General features: G+C 69.9%; 13 protein-coding genes and 1 tRNA gene. 8 read left to right on the top strand and 6 right to left on the bottom strand.

Annotated features, from left to right (window positions below):
• The first annotated feature begins 83 nt into the window (after window positions 1-83).
• The 3 genes from AC5Y4Q_RS05820 to AC5Y4Q_RS05810 are packed head-to-tail and all read left to right on the top strand — an operon-like array spanning window position 84 to window position 957.
• Entirely contained in the window at window positions 84-275 is a 192-nt protein-coding gene (locus AC5Y4Q_RS05820; RefSeq protein ID WP_499958739.1) for a DUF4244 domain-containing protein, read from the top strand.
• 51 nt (window positions 276-326) lie between these two features.
• Entirely contained in the window at window positions 327-629 is a 303-nt protein-coding gene (locus AC5Y4Q_RS05815; RefSeq protein ID WP_064920808.1) for a TadE family type IV pilus minor pilin, read from the top strand.
• Between the two features lie 16 nt (window positions 630-645).
• Window positions 646-957, top strand: coding sequence for an Rv3654c family TadE-like protein (locus AC5Y4Q_RS05810; protein ID WP_499958351.1), 312 nt, complete (start codon window positions 646-648; stop codon window positions 955-957).
• 24 nt (window positions 958-981) lie between these two features.
• Here the strand turns inward: AC5Y4Q_RS05810 and AC5Y4Q_RS05805 are convergent, their stop codons facing one another.
• Together AC5Y4Q_RS05805 and AC5Y4Q_RS05800 are read right to left on the bottom strand one after the other, a co-directional pair.
• Complete coding sequence (locus AC5Y4Q_RS05805; RefSeq protein ID WP_064923669.1) at window positions 982-2,016, bottom strand: PAS domain-containing protein; 1,035 nt, start codon at window positions 2,014-2,016, stop codon at window positions 982-984.
• 301 nt (window positions 2,017-2,317) lie between these two features.
• Window positions 2,318-4,657, bottom strand: coding sequence for a DEAD/DEAH box helicase (locus tag AC5Y4Q_RS05800; RefSeq protein WP_499958348.1), 2,340 nt, complete (start codon window positions 4,655-4,657; stop codon window positions 2,318-2,320).
• Window positions 4,658-4,967: 310 nt separating this feature from the next.
• Here AC5Y4Q_RS05800 and AC5Y4Q_RS05795 point away from each other — a divergent pair, with 310 nt between their 5' ends.
• From AC5Y4Q_RS05795 to topA, 3 genes are all read left to right on the top strand, one after another.
• Window positions 4,968-5,171, top strand: a complete 204-nt coding sequence (locus AC5Y4Q_RS05795; RefSeq protein ID WP_005138711.1) for a cold-shock protein — start codon at window positions 4,968-4,970, stop codon at window positions 5,169-5,171.
• Between the two features lie 135 nt (window positions 5,172-5,306).
• Window positions 5,307-5,918 carry a hypothetical protein gene (locus AC5Y4Q_RS05790; RefSeq protein ID WP_064923682.1) on the top strand — a complete coding sequence of 204 codons (612 nt, stop codon included), beginning with the start codon at window positions 5,307-5,309 and terminating at the stop codon, window positions 5,916-5,918.
• 114 nt (window positions 5,919-6,032) lie between these two features.
• Complete coding sequence (gene topA / locus AC5Y4Q_RS05785; protein ID WP_065019494.1) at window positions 6,033-8,822, top strand: type I DNA topoisomerase; 2,790 nt, start codon at window positions 6,033-6,035, stop codon at window positions 8,820-8,822.
• A gap of 1 nt (window position 8,823) precedes the next feature.
• Here topA and AC5Y4Q_RS05780 read toward each other — a convergent pair whose 3' ends face one another.
• Window positions 8,824-10,443 carry an adenylate/guanylate cyclase domain-containing protein gene (locus AC5Y4Q_RS05780; RefSeq protein WP_065019495.1) on the bottom strand — a complete coding sequence of 540 codons (1,620 nt, stop codon included), beginning with the start codon at window positions 10,441-10,443 and terminating at the stop codon, window positions 8,824-8,826.
• A gap of 69 nt (window positions 10,444-10,512) precedes the next feature.
• Here AC5Y4Q_RS05780 and AC5Y4Q_RS05775 point away from each other — a divergent pair, with 69 nt between their 5' ends.
• Window positions 10,513-11,736 carry a DNA polymerase III subunit delta' gene (locus AC5Y4Q_RS05775; protein WP_499958346.1) on the top strand — a complete coding sequence of 408 codons (1,224 nt, stop codon included), beginning with the start codon at window positions 10,513-10,515 and terminating at the stop codon, window positions 11,734-11,736.
• A gap of 26 nt (window positions 11,737-11,762) precedes the next feature.
• Window positions 11,763-11,838: transfer RNA gene (locus AC5Y4Q_RS05770), tRNA-Thr, on the top strand.
• Here the strand turns inward: AC5Y4Q_RS05770 and AC5Y4Q_RS05765 are convergent.
• The 3 genes from AC5Y4Q_RS05765 to AC5Y4Q_RS05755 all read right to left on the bottom strand — a co-directional run.
• Complete coding sequence (locus AC5Y4Q_RS05765; RefSeq protein WP_499958345.1) at window positions 11,809-13,365, bottom strand: sensor histidine kinase; 1,557 nt, start codon at window positions 13,363-13,365, stop codon at window positions 11,809-11,811. The two genes, AC5Y4Q_RS05770 and AC5Y4Q_RS05765, sit on opposite strands and share 30 nt — an antisense overlap.
• Window positions 13,362-14,126 (bottom strand): response regulator transcription factor, encoded by a 765-nt coding sequence (locus tag AC5Y4Q_RS05760; protein WP_064923678.1) that lies wholly within the window; start codon window positions 14,124-14,126, stop codon window positions 13,362-13,364. Before AC5Y4Q_RS05760 ends, AC5Y4Q_RS05765 begins: the two co-directional genes overlap by 4 nt.
• A gap of 28 nt (window positions 14,127-14,154) precedes the next feature.
• Window positions 14,155-14,855 (bottom strand): SHOCT domain-containing protein (locus AC5Y4Q_RS05755; protein WP_499958344.1); only part of this gene is annotated, 701 nt, incomplete at its 5' end.

The raw sequence follows: 14,855 nt of genomic DNA, 5'->3' as shown, positions 1-14,855 counted from the left end.
ACTTCGCGGAAAAGCCGCGAGAACCCAGAACGGGTGAGGATGAAGGAGGTCCGGTGAGAACACAGATACGGCAGGCGCACAACATGTTTCGAGCCATCCAGCTCAGATTGCTGCTGCTGGCGTCCGACGAGTCCGGGATGTCGACGGTCGAGTACGCGATCGGCACGATCGCTGCCGCAGCCTTCGGCGCGATCCTCTACACCGTTGTCACCGGCGACTCCATCGTCTCAGCGTTGAACCGGGTGATCGGGCGTGCGCTGAACACCAAGGTCTGACGGGCGTTGACCGGTCATGGCCGACTTGCCGGCGAGTCCGGCGCCAGCACGGTGGAGGCGGCGTTCGGGCTGGCGGCGCTGGTCTCGGTGCTGGTGGTGTCTCTGGCCGGGATCAGCGCGGTGTCCGCCCAGGTCCGCTGCCTCGACGCCGCCCGGGAGGCGGCCCGGTTGGCGGCCCGTGGGGACACGCCAGCGGCCACGGCCGTGGTGCGGCGGATCGCGCCGGCCGGCGCGGCGATCCAGCTGCGCTCCGACGGCGAGTTCGTGGTCGCGACGGTCACCGTGCGGCCGGCGCTGCTGCCGGGGCTGGCCGTCCGCGGCGAAGCGGTGTCGGCCGCCGAGCCATCCCGGTGAGGCCGGCGCGGCCACCGTGGCCGCCGCCGCGATGGTCGCGGTGTTGCTGAGTCTCACCGGCGGCGGCGTCCTGCTCGGCGCGGCGGTCATCGCGCGGCACCGCGTGCAGGCGGCCGCCGACCTGGCCGCCGTCGCCGGGGCGACCCGGATCCCCGCCGGGCCGGCTACCGCCTGCGCGCAAGCGCAACGACTCGCCGCGCGAATGGGGGCCCGCGAAAGTCAGTGCACGGTAGACGGACTCGACCTGGTGATCACGGTCGCGGTCGCGGTACCCGGCTGGCGGATCGGTCCGGCCCGCGCGACGGCCCGGGCCGGGCCGGTGCCCTAAAGCTGCGACCGTTCTTGCGATCGCCTAGGACGCGCCGGCAGCCGGACCCAGCCCGGCATCGGCCAGATCCCGCGCGGTGGGCAGGCGCAGCGCGATCAGGCCGGCGTAGGTGCCCTCTTCGAGTTCCACCCGGTTGACGGTCACATGCACCGGCTCCCAACCGCCGTGGGCCTGCCGCAGCCGCAGCACCCCGGTCGTCGGGCCCTGGCTGAAATCGGTTGTCATGCGGGTGATCAGGGCCTCGTCGTCGGGGTGTACCCGGGGCGCGTCCACGGTGCCGCGCCAGTCATAGAACGGGCACGGGTCATCCAGCCACTTCAGCAACCGCCAGTCGGCCAGGTCCACCATGGCGCGGTGCACGCCGGGCTGGGCCAGGCCGTGCAGGATCTGCTGTGCCAGGAAGTCGGGGCGCTGCACGCTGCCGTCGAGTTGTCCGCGCCAGTTCATCCCGCGCGACACCAGGTGTTCACGCCCGCTGGCGGGGTCGGTCTCCCAGGCGGTGCGCGCTACGAAGCCCACCCGGACGGTGTCGCCGCGGAAATCGCTGATATCCCAACTACTGCAGATGGTTTGGCCGGGCTCGGCCCGTATCGCCAGCGCCAGCACCTTGTTCTCGTTCGGGCTGAAGTCGCGGGTGGGCAGTTCCTCGGCGAAGGCCCGGCCGTGGGTGGCCTCCACTTCGGGATCCTTGCCGCTGTTGGCCAGGGATTCCTTGGTGTCGGTGGCGACCCCCAGCGTCAGGTCCCACTTCAGCGGGCCCGGGGTCGGGCGCTCCGGCGGCTCGATGTCGGCCGGCCCGCTCCAGACGTGCACGCCGTGCACCCGGCCGTCGGACATCACCACCGGCTCGGTGCGGATCACCCGATCGCGCTTGGGGGTGATGCTGGCCAGGCTCTGCGCGCTGCGCATCGATTCGGCGATCGCGGTCTGGATCGCGGCCAGGTGGGGGCTTCGACGCAGGAACTGGGCGATCGGCACCAGATTCTTGACCTGGCGGCCCTGCGCGACGACTGCCGGCTCCTCACCGAGTGTCTCCACCAGCAACCAGTCGTGGGCCATAACCTCAGGATTTTACGGCCAACGGTTCACTACCAGCACCTTCAGCGGCCGTTTGCCCTGCTTTGCCGCCAGGCCGCAGGTAGCCCGGTCGGTTTTCGAGTTGCGCCGGTCCCGTACAGCCGGTAACTTACGGCCGCGTCCGGCTCGGTACCGGGTTGGGAACGGTTCGCCTTTTTCGACCGTTCGTCTTGGTGCTCCGTCGGCGCTGCGGCGTGGCGCACGTTGCCACGGCGAGCCCGCGGGATACCGGCTCGGGGGAGTCGGCCGTTCGGGGGGTCGGCCGACTCCCGCAGCCGGGGGGTCAGGCGCCGTTCAGCTTGCCGAGCACCAATCGCAGCACGCGCACCGCGCCGTCCTTGTCCAAGGGCTCGTTGCCGTTTCCGCATTTGGGTGATTGCACACACGACGGGCAGCCGTGCGGGCACTCGCAGGACTCGATCGTCGCGGCCGTGGCCGCCAACCAGGTGGCCGCCGCCCGGAATCCGCGTTCGGCGAACCCGGCGCCGCCCGGGTGGCCGTCGTAGACGAACACGCTGGGCAGCCCGCCGAGGGCGCCGGGACCCACCGCGGTGGACAGGCCCCCGATGTCACCGCGATCGCAGCTGGCCACCAGCGGCAGCAAGCCGATCGCCGCGTGCTCGGCGGCGTGCAACGCCCCCGGAATCCGCGGTTCGGCGATTCCGCACTCGGCCAACGCCTCGGCGGTGACGGTGTAGACCACCGCGGTGGTCGGCAGCGTCGCCGGGGGCAGATCCAGCTCGATGAAGTCCAGCACCTCACCCGTCGGCAGCCGGCGCAGGTAGCCGACGATCTGGCGGGTCACCGTGACCGGCAGCAGGCCGAGGCTGACCGGCCCGAACCGGGCGCGCTCGCCGTCGCCGGTCACGTCGATGTCGGTGATCTCCCGCGCGAACGTCGCGTAACCGGGATCCTCGGCGTGCACGAACGCGATCTGGCGCTCGGTGTCCAACGAGTCCACCAGGTAGCTCTCGCCCTGGTGCAGGTACACCGCCCCGGTGTGCACGGTGGCCGGCGCGCGGCCGGCGTCGACGCTGCCCAGCAGCCGTCCGGTATCGGCTTCCAGAATCACCACCTGCCCGCCGGCCGATCCCCGGATGTCGACTGCCGGATGCGGGTCGAGCCCGGGCGCGGGAAAGTACTTCTCGGCCCGCCGGCGCAGCAACCCGTCGTCGACCAGGCGCTCGGCGACCTGCGCGGCGCCCAACTGTGTTACCTCCGATGTGGTCAGGGGTAGTTCAATGGCCGCGCACAGCAACTGCGGTCCCAGCACATACGGATTGGCCGGGTCGATCACCACCTGCTCGATCGGCTTGTCCAGCAGCGCCGCAGGATGATGCACCAGGTAACTGTCCAGCGGGTCGTCGCGGGCGATCAGCACGATCAGCGCCGTCTGACCGCGCCGGCCCGAACGGCCCGCCTGCTGCCAGAACGAGGTCACGGTGCCGGGGAAGCCGGCGATCACCACCGCGTCCAGCCCGGCGATGTCCACCCCGAGTTCCAGCGCGTTGGTGGTGGCCAGCCCGTACAGTTCGCCGTCGGCCAGCGCGCGTTCCAGGGCGCGGCGATCCTCGGCCAGATAACCCGCCCGGTAGGAGGCGACCTTGTCGGCCAGCTGCGGAGCCACCGATTCCAGGCGGGTGCGGGCCGCCAGCGCGGTGAGTTCGGCGCCGCGGCGGGACCGCACGAAGGTCAGGGTGCGCGCCCCCTCGGCGATCAGGTCGGCCATCACCCGGGCGGCCTCGGTGCCGGCGGCGCGACGCACCGGTGCACCGTTCTCGCCGGTGACGTCGGTGCGCAGGGCGGGCTCCCACAGTGCCACCGTCCGGGCGCCGTGCGGTGAGCCGTCTGCGGTGACCTCGGCGACCGGCTGCCCGATCAGCGTCGACGCGCTGGCCCCCGGTGCCGCGGTGGTAGCACTGGCGAAGATCACCGTCGGCCCCGGACCCGAGCCGTAGCGCGCGCACAACCGGAGCAGCCGCCGCAGCACCATCGCCACATGCGACCCGAAGATGCCCCGGTAGTAGTGGCATTCGTCGACGATCACGTAGCGCAGCCCGCGCAGGAAGACCGCCCAACGGGCATGGTTGCGCAGCATGGACAGATGGATCATGTCCGGGTTGGAGAACACCCAGCGCGACCGCTCCCGGGCGAATCGGCGCAGCTCGGCCGGGCTGTCGCCGTCATAGGCGGTCGGCGCCGCGGCGCCGGCCGCGCCGCATAGCCGCGGAACCGCCGCGGTCAGCGCGTGGGCGGCGCGCAGCTGATCATGGCCCAACGCCTTCGTCGGCGACAGGTACAGCGCCCGGGCGCGCGGATCGGTCGCCAGCGCGTCCAGCACCGGCAGTTGATAGGCCAGCGATTTTCCCGATGCCGTGCCGGTGCTGATCACCACGTGCCGCCCGGCGTGGGCGAGTTCGGCGGCGGCCAGCTGGTGCGACCACGGCGCGGCGATGCCGCGCCCGGTGAAGGCGCCGATGACGTCGGGCTGGGCCCACTCCGGCCAGGCACCGACCTGACCCGCCGACGCCGGCAGGTCGGCGACGTGGCGCAGCGGATTCTCCCCGGGTTCGATGCCGGCGAGGGCGGTGGCTAGCAATTCACCGCCGAAATTCACCGTCATTCACCCCGTCCTTAATCGCCTGCATAGAAAGTCTGCCGCCGTATTGTTCAACCAGCCCCCGGTGATTTCGGCACCGCAGTCTGTCCTCGGCGCGCTGAACATGGTTGACTGATGGGCGGTCGTAGCTTCTGTGTTCGTGTCAAGCCTTCGCAGGATCTGTGGTTGCGGCCGCAGTACCCGCAGGGTAGTGGTCGGTGGCAGCACCGGCCGACCGCCAGGGTACGGCGGCCGGAACAGGCCCGGGGTAGCGAACGGTGCCCCGAACAACGGTGCAATGCACCGGGCAAGAAGAGTAAGGAAAGATCGACAAATGCCACAGGGAACTGTGAAGTGGTTCAACGCAGAGAAGGGCTTCGGCTTCATCGCGCCTGAAGACGGGTCAGCGGACGTGTTTGTCCACTACACGGAGATCCAGGGGTCCGGCTTTCGCACCCTCGAGGAAAACCAGCGCGTGGAGTTCGAGGTCGGGCAGAGCCCCAAGGGCCCGCAGGCCACGGGCGTTCGCGCCGTCTAAGCAACTGGATTCGGCGACACCCCCCGGGCAGCTCCCCCCAACGGAGCAGAACCGGGGGGTTTCGTTTCGGGCGGGTCGGTCCGGTAGGGCCGACCCGGACGCCGCCGGATGGTGCACCGGCTTACTGTCGGTGACGTGAGCCAGCTTTCCTTCTTTTCGGCAGAGTCGGTGCCGCCCAGCGTCGCCGACCTCACCGGGGTGCTGGCAGGTCCCGGACAGATCGTCGTCATGGCGGGCGGCGCGCGACTGTCGGTCGTGGTGGATGCCCAGTGGCGGGCGATGGCCCTGGCCGAGCTGATCAGCGAGGCCGGGCTGCTGCCCGAGATCACCCGCACCGACGAGGACACCCCCTTGGTGCGGACCGCGGTGGATTCCCGGCTGCGCGTCCTGGCCGACGCCTGGACCCGCGGGGCGGTGAAGACCGTGCCGGCCCAATGGCTGCCGGGCCCGCGCGAACTGCGGGCCTGGACACTGGCGGCGGGCGCCGCCGACGCCGACCGCTATCTGCTCGGCCTGGATCCGCACGCGCCGGAGACCTTCGCGCCGCTGGCCTCGGCCATGATGCGGGTCGGGATAGCGCCCACCTTGATCGGCACCCGCGGCAGCAAGCCCGCGTTGCGGATCACCGGTCGGCGCAGGCTGGCACGGCTGGTGGAAAACGTCGGGGAATCACCTCCAGACCCCGAGGCGTTGACCCAGTGGCCGCGTGTCGAGGCGCCGATCCCCGGCCACCTCGGCCACCTTTGAGAGAATTCAGCGCTGTACGCCGGTTTGCGTGGGCACGGCCGTGAGTGCGAGATTGTCAGTTGTCCACCGGCGGCGCGACGTGGCGGTGCGGACAGAAGTGGAGCGTAAGCGCAGTTGGCTGACCCCGGCCGCAACGGCGGCACAAATTCACCCGTGCGGCGACTCGTCATAGTCGAGTCGCCCACGAAGGCACGAAAAATTGCCGGTTACCTGGGCAGTAACTACGTCGTCGAGTCCTCCCGCGGACACATCCGGGACCTGCCGCGCAATGCCGCCGACGTCCCGGCGAAATACAAGACCGAACCGTGGGCACGGCTGGGCGTCAACGTCGACGCCGACTTCGAGCCGCTCTACATCGTCAGTCCGGACAAGAAGAGCACGGTCACCGAACTCAAGGGCCTGCTCAAAGACGTCGACGAGCTCTATCTGGCCACCGATGGTGACCGGGAGGGCGAGGCGATCGCCTGGCACCTGCTGGAGACCCTCAAACCGCGCATCCCGGTCAAGCGGATGGTGTTTCACGAGATCACCGAGCCGGCGATCCGCAATGCCGCCGAGAACCCCCGTGACCTCGACATCGACCTGGTGGACGCCCAGGAGACCCGCCGCGTCCTGGACCGGCTGTACGGCTACGAGGTCTCACCGGTGCTGTGGAAGAAGGTAGCCCCGAAGCTGTCGGCGGGACGGGTCCAGTCGGTGGCCACCCGCATCATCGTGCAGCGCGAACGCGAGCGGATGGCGTTCCGCAGCGCCTCCTATTGGGACGTGGTCGCCCAACTGGACGCCAGCGTCTCCGACCCGGCGGCGTCTCCGCCCACCTTCTCCGCCCGGTTGGTCACCGTCGACGAGCTGCGGGTAGCCAGCGGCCGGGACTTCGACTCCCTGGGCGCGGTGCGCAAACCCGACGAGGTGCGGGTGCTCGACGAGGCCGCGGCCACCGCGCTGGCAGCCGGGCTGCAGGGTGCTTCGCTGACGGTCACGTCGGTGGAGGAGAAGCCCTACACCCGGCGGCCCTACGCGCCGTTCATGACCTCGACGCTGCAGCAGGAAGCCGGCCGCAAGCTGCGGTTCTCCGCCGAGCGGACGATGAGCATCGCCCAGCGCCTCTACGAAAACGGCTACATCACCTACATGCGTACCGACTCCACCACGCTGTCGGCCAGCGCGATCGACGCCGCCCGCACCCAGGCGCGTCAGCTCTACGGCGAGGAGTACGTGTCGCCGTCGCCGCGGCAATACACCCGCAAGGTCAAGAACGCCCAGGAAGCCCACGAGGCGATCCGGCCGGCCGGCGAGACGTTCGCCACCCCCGATGCGGTGCGCAACGAGCTCGGCAGCGACGAGTTCCGGCTCTACGAGCTGATCTGGCAGCGCACCGTGGCCTCCCAGATGGCCGACGCCCGCGGCACCACGCTGAGCCTGCGGATCGGCGGGCAGTCCGCCGGTCAGCAGGTGACGTTCGCCGCCAGCGGCCGCACCATCACCTTCGCCGGGTTCCTCAAGGCCTACGTGGAGACCGTCGACGAGTTGGCCGGCGGTGAGGCCGACGACGCCGAGCGCCGGCTGCCGCAGCTGACCCAGGGGCAGCGGGTGGACGCCACCGAGGCCACCCCGGATGGGCACGCCACGAACCCGCCGGCGCGCTACACCGAGGCCTCGCTGGTCAAGGCGCTCGAAGAGTTGGGGATCGGCCGGCCCTCGACCTACTCGTCGATCATCAAGACCATCCAGGACCGCGGCTACGTCTACAAAAAGGGCAGCGCGCTGGTCCCGTCCTGGGTCGCGTTCGCCGTCATCGGGCTGCTTGAGCAGCATTTCCGCCGGCTGGTCGACTACGATTTCACCGCGGCGATGGAAGACGAGCTCGACGCGATCGCCGCCGGCCGGCAGCGCCGCACCGACTGGCTGCACAATTTCTACTTCGGCGGCGACTACGGCGTGGACGACTCGATCGCCCGCGCCGGGGGCCTCAAGAAGCTGGTCGGGGTGAACCTGGAGGGCATCGACGCCCGGGAGATCAACTCGATCAAGCTGTTCGACGACGAGCAGGGCCGCCCGGTCTATGTCCGGGTCGGCAAGAACGGCCCGTACCTGGAGCGCATGGTCGCCGGCGATGACGGCGAGCCGACCCCGCAGCGGGCCAACCTGGATGACTCGCTGCCGCCGGACGAACTGACCCTGGCGATGGCCGAGGAACGCTTCGCCACCCCGCAGGAGGGCCGGCTGCTCGGCATCGACCCGGACACCGGCCATGAGATCGTCGCCAAAGACGGCCGGTACGGCCCGTACGTCACCGAGATCCTGCCGCCGCCCCCCGACGACGATTCCGGAAGCACTGCCAAGAAGGGCAAGAAGCCGACCGGGCCCAAGCCGCGCACCGGCTCGCTGCTGCGCAGCATGGATCTGCAGACAGTGACCCTCGACGACGCGCTGAAGCTGCTGTCGTTGCCGCGGGTGGTCGGTATCGACCCGGCGACCGGCGACGAGATCACCGCGCAGAACGGCCGCTACGGTCCGTATCTCAAGCGCGGCACCGACTCACGGTCGCTGTCGACGGAGGAGCAGATCTTCGACATCACCCTCGAGGAAGCGCTCAAGATCTACGCCGAGCCGAAACGCCGTGGCCGGCAAGCCGCTGCGGCGCCACCGCTGCGCGAGTTGGGTGCCGATCCGGCGACCGGAAAGCCGATGGTGATCAAGGACGGCCGGTTCGGGCCGTACGTGACCGACGGTGAGACCAACGCCAGCCTGCGCAAGGGCGACGAGGTGGCCTCGATCACCGATGAGCGCGCCGCGGAGCTACTCGCCGACCGGCGAGCGCGGGGACCGGCCAAGAAGGCCGCCAAGAAGACCACCCGCAAGGCGCCGGCGAAAAAGGCCGCTAAGAAGACAGCCCAGCGCTGAGTCAGTCCGCCGCGGCCGACGTCTCGGCGTTCTCGGCCGGGATCGCTTCGACCACAGCAAGATTCAACGGCCGCGCCAGCTGAGTGGGCACGGCGCGACCACGCAGCTCGACGATCTCGCCGACCTCCCAGCACAGTGCCTCGGAGTCGACCGCCCCGCTGACCGCCACCGCCGAAGCCAGCACGTGGCCCTCCTCCAGCTTGGCCAGCTCGGTCAGGCGGGCGGCCTCGTTGACCGGGTCCCCGATCACGGTGTATTCGAAGCGGGCCCGGGCCCCGATGTGCCCGGCGATGGCTCGGCCGGCGGAGACGCCGATGCCGAACTCCTCCGAGCCGAGCACCGGCAGCAGCCCGTCGTGCAGTTCCCGGGCCGCCGCCAGCGCGGCGCTGCAGGCGTCCGGGTGCTCGATCGGCGCGCCGAAGATCGCCAGCGCGGCATCACCCTGGAATTTGTTGACGAAACCGCCGTGGATCCCGACGGCCTCCACCACCACCCGGAAGAACTCGTTGAGCAGGTTGACCACCTCGCTGGGTGGCCGCGTCGACGCGAGCTGGGTGGAGCCCACCAGATCGATGAAGAGCACCGCGACGTCGCGTTCCTGGCCGCCCAGTTCGGTGCCGCGCTCGAGTGCACGCCGCGCCACGTCCTCGCCGACGTAGCGCCCGAACAGGTCGCGCAGTCGCTGCCGCTCGGCCAGATCACGCACCATGTCGTTGAAACCGGCCTGCAGCAGGCCGAGTTCGCTGGCGTCGTAGATCTGCATGTGCGCGTTGTAGTTACCGCGCTGCACCTCCCCGAGCGCCCAGCGCAGCTGGCGCAGCGGGTCGGCGATCGACATCGACACCAGCGCGGTGCCGGCCAGCCCGATGACCAGTGCGGCCAGCGCCATCAGCAGGATCGGGGTGAACAGCTTGTCCGGTGAGGCGTCGAGCAGGGAGGCCTTGCCGGCCAGCACCGACACCACGATCGCCACCAGCGGCACCCCGGTGGACAACAGCCAGGTCAGCAGCTGGCGCAGGATCACCCCGGGCGCCCGCAGATTCTCCGGCGCCCCGCCGCGCAGTGCCGCGACCGCCACCGGGCGCAGCACCCGCTCAGATTGCAGATAACCGATGATGGCGGTGGCCGCCGCACCGAGCGCGGTGGCGGTGATGACCACCGGGACGACGTCGTTCACCACCGGCCAGCTGATGATGACGAACACCACGCCGCCCACCATCCAATAGCCGATGCTGATCAGCGAGCGATAGAACGGCATCCGCAACGCGCGGGAGCGCGCCAGTTCGGTGGCGTCGGAGTCGGCGTCGGGGTCGGGGCCGGTGAGCCGCGCCTCCCGGCGTTGCCAGCGGAACACCGGCATCAGCAACGAGGTGCTCAGCGAGAATCCGACGCAGAACAGGCACAGCAGGGTGAGCGCGAAGACGATCAGGTTGGTCCGCGGCAGGTCCTGCAGGTTGATTCGATCCTCGTCCGGCAGGCCGAACCGCAGGAAACCGAACACGAACAGCGCGCCGATGATGTCGGCCTGCAGCATGCTCAGCGTGAACACCGGCCAGGGCGTCCTGACCACCCAGCGGACGAATCGGCTGATCCGCCCGCCCAAGGTCCTGGTGCTCACCAGAACACCGTATCCGGCGCCCCGACAAAGCCGGAGTCGTTATGTCCTTGTCACCGGTTACTGTGACCGATGATGTCCGGCGTATTCGCGCGATTGGTGGGTCAACAGGCGGTAGAAGCCGCGCTGTTGGCCGCCGCCCATGCGTCGCGGCATGATTCATCTCACAGTGGCACGACCGCCGGTGGGATGTCGCACGCCTGGCTGATCACCGGGCCGCCCGGTTCGGGCCGGTCGGTTGCGGCACTGTGCTTCGCGGCCGCCCTGCAGTGCACCGCTGACGGCGCCGAGGGCGGTCCGGGCTGCGGGCAGTGCCGGGCCTGCACCACCACGATGGCCGGCACGCACGCCGATGTGCGCCGCGTGGTGCCGGAAGGGTTGTCCATCGGCGTCGACGAGATGCGGGCCATCGTGCAGGTCGCTTCCCGGCGGCCCGGAACCGGCCGGTGGCAGATCGTGGTGATCGAGGACGCCGACCGGCTCACCGAGGGCGCGGCCAACGCGCTGCTCAAGGTCGTCGAGGAGCCGCCGCCGTCGACGGTGTTCCTGCTGTGCGCCCCCTCGGTCGATCCGGAGGACATCGCGATCACCCTGCGGTCGCGGTGCCGGCACGTGGCGCTGGTGACACCGGCGCCGGAGGCGATCGCCCAGGTGTTGATCGACACCGACGGGCTCGACGGCGAAACGGCGGCCTGGGCGGCGGCGGTCAGCGGTGGCCACGTGGGCCGGGCCCGGCGGCTGGCCACCGATCCGGAGGCCCGTCAGCGCCGTCAGCGGGCGTTGGCGCTGGCCCGCGATGCGGCCACCCCGTCCCGGGCGTTCGCCGCGGTCGACGAGTTGGTGGCGGCCGCCGAGTCCGAGGCCCGGGATCTGACCGCCGAGCGGGCCGAGGCCGAGACCGAGGAGCTGCGCACCGCGCTGGGCGCCGGCGGCACCGGCAAGGGCACCGCCGGGACGCTGCGCGGCACCGCCGGGGTGATCAAGGATCTGGAGCGCCGGCAGAAGTCTCGTCAGACCCGGGCCTCGCGTGACGCACTGGACCGGGCCCTGATCGATCTGGCCACCTATTTCCGGGATTCGCTGCTGGTCGCGTCCGGGGTGGCTACGGCGCGGCCCAACCATCCGGACATGACCGATGCGGTGGCGGCGATGGCCACCCATGCGCCGGCGGAGGCGCTGTTGCGCTGTATCGAGGCGGTGCTGGAATGCCGCGAGGCGCTGGCGGTCAACGTCAAGCCCCGCTTCGCCGTGGGGGCCATGGTCGCCACCATCGGACAGGCGCTGCGGGCCGACCTGTAAACTCGGCTGGTCCCCGTGCGGGACATGCCGCCTTAGCTCAGTCGGTAGAGCGATTCACTCGTAATGAATAGGTCAGGAGTTCGATTCTCCTAGGCGGCTCCATGGTTTCTTCGGCTCTTCCGAGGACTCTCCGGCCGGCTCCACCACCGGCAACCGCACCCGGAACACCGTGGCGCCCTCGGTGGATTCCGCGCCCACCGAACCACGGTGCGCGCTGACGATCGAGGCGACGATCGCCAAGCCCAGCCCGGTGCTGCCGGGCTTCGCCGAGCGGGCCTTATCGGCCCGGACGAACCGCTCGAACAGGTGCGGCACCATCTCGGCGTCGATCGCCGGGCCGTCGTTGGCCACCATCAACTCCGCGACCGGACCGCCCACCGCGGCGCGGTCCTCGGTGATGGTGGTCGTGACGGTCACCCCGGCCGGGGTGTGCACCCAGGCGTTGTTCAACAGATTCGTCACCACCTGGTGCAGCCGGGCGCGGTCCCCGCGGACCCACACCGGGGCCTCGGGCAGATCCTTGACCCAGTGGTGACTGGGAGCGGCCGCCGCCGCGTCGTTGACCGCGTCGGCCACCAGATCGGCCAGGTCGACGTCTTCGATGTGCAGGTCCTGGCCTTCGCCGAGCCGCGACAGCAACAGCAGCTCCTCGACCAGCGACGCCATCCGCTGCGCCTCGGATTCGATGCGGGCCAACGCGTATTCGGTGGTCGGCGGCAGCGTGGAACTGTCTTGGCGGGTCAGCTCGGCGTAGCCCTGGATCGCCGCCAACGGGGTGCGCAGTTCGTGACTGGCGTCGGTGATGAACTGCCGCATCCGCCGGTCGGCTTCACTGCGATACGCCAAGGCGCTATCGACGTTGTCCAGCAAGCGATTCAACGCGCCGGCGACGATACCCACCTCGTTGTCGGGGTCGACGTCGTCGTCGGCCACCCGGATGGTGATGCGTTCATCGCCATCGGTAAGCGGCATCGCGGCCACCGAGGCCGCGGTGGCCGCGACCCGGCGCAGCGGGCGCAACGCGTAGCTGACCACGGTGATCGTCAAGCCGGCGGTGATCAGCAACGCCACCGTGTAAAGCGCTGCTGCAGAGGCCATTCGACGGGCGACGGTACGGTTCGCCAGGTTCAGTGAGCCGCCGATGAACAGCAGATCGTCATCGTCGATGACGCGGGTTTCCACCCGGTAAGTGCCCAGGCTGCCCAGTTCCATGGTCTGCGGGGGCCCGTTGCGCCAATGGTGCGCGCCGATGGCGGCCACCACGTCGGCCGGCGCCGGATAGGGTTCCTCCTCGGTGAACACCGCCGAGCCGATCACCGCGCCATTGCGCAGCACCGCCAGCACATTGCCTGGCGTCTGATCACTGAAACCGAGCATGGCCCGCCCAATGGTCGACATGCCGTCGGGGCCAACGATGTTCTCGACGCTGCGGTATTTGGCGAAGGAATGACTGAAGGCATTGAGCGACTCGGACACATCGGCGTCGCTGGTCGCGGTGACGTAGCTGCGCAGGCTCAGCACCGACACCACACCGACGGCCGCGAACGCCACCGTGACCACGGCTGATACCCCGAGCACCAACTGCCGGCGCAGTGCTCGCGGACGCCACCACGGCGACGAGCGCATCATCCCGGCGGCTTCAGCATGTAACCCACTCCTCGCACGGTGTGGATCATCGGCTCCCGATCGACGTCGATCTTCTTGCGCAGGTAGGAGATATAGAGGTCGACGATGCTGGTGCGGCCGGCGAAGTCGTAATTCCAGACCCGGTCCAGGATTTCCGCGCGGGCCAGCGCCCGTCCCGGATTGCGCATCAAAAATCGCAGCAGCTCAAACTCGGTGCTGGACAACGACACCGGCACGTCGCCGCGGCTGACCTGTCGGCTGGCGCCATCGAGTGTCAGCTCGCCGACGGTGAGCGCCTCGTCGACCGGCGGCATCAGCTGGGCGGAACGGCGCAGCAGTCCGCGCAGCCGGGCGACCAACTCCTCCAGGCTGAACGGCTTGGTCATGTAGTCGTCGGCGCCCGACGTCAGACCGGTGACCCGGTCGGTGACCGAGTCGCGGGCGGTGAGGAACAGCGTCGGAATGTAGGCGTCGGATTCGCGGACCCGTTGCAGAATCTGTAGCCCGTCGATGTCGGGCAGCATGATGTCGAGAACCAGCAGATCGGGCTCGCCGCTGTGGAACTTGCTGACGGCATCACGCCCGTTGTGGGCGACGTCGACAACCCACCCCTCGTAGTGCAGGGCCATCGTCACCAGATTGGTCAGTGCCGGCTCATCGTCGACCAGCAGCACCCGGATCGGTGATCCGTCGGGCCGACTGATCTGCGGCAGTTGCCCGAGGATCGCTTTGCGCGGACTGCGGTGGTCCGAGTTACCCGACATCGGTCATCATTTTCCACCCCGGCTTGGGTCAGTCGCCGAGAAGGCGTTGCTTGCGTTGGGTGAACTTCTCCTGGGATAGCACGCCGGAGTCGCGCAGTTCGACGAGCGCGCGCAGTTCGGCGACGACGCCGATCGCCTTCGACTTGGCCGGCTTGTCCGGATCTTCGGCTTCTTCGGCCGGCTTCGGTGGTGTTGCCGTGGGATTGGGCTGGGTGGCCATCGGTCGCCCGCGGCCCGGCGCCGCCGAGCCGGCCATGGCGCGACCGGCCATGCTGGACAGGGCCATCTCGGCGTAGGGGGCTTCGGCTCCGGCGGCGGCCGCTGCGGCGGTGCCCGATTGCGCTGAGACCAAAGCGACTTCGCGTAGCGCCGACGGTGCGGCGGCCGCCCAAGCCTGCGGCACCGACAGCGAACCCAGCGGCACCGCCTTGCCCATGCTCGCCCACGTCGCACCGGCCGGGCCGGCGGCGGATCCCAAGGCGCCGACGGCAGGCGTGGCCTGGCCGATCAGACCCAGACCGCCCAGCGCTCCAAGGCCTTCTGCGCCTTCAGGAAATGCCAGCTCGCCCAACGTGATCGCCAGCCCGCCGAACGCGCCACCGAGGCCGATTCCACCGAAGGGGCCGACGCTGCCCACTTCCAGCACCGCGCCCGCCAGGTCGAATGCCAAACCGGGCGAGATCGCACCTTCGGAGGTGCCGGCGGCGGGTGCGGCTAGTTGGGTGGCGG

Source organism: Mycobacterium sp. NGS16, assembly GCF_059813225.1.
This window is presented reverse-complemented; position numbering and strand designations above follow the sequence as displayed.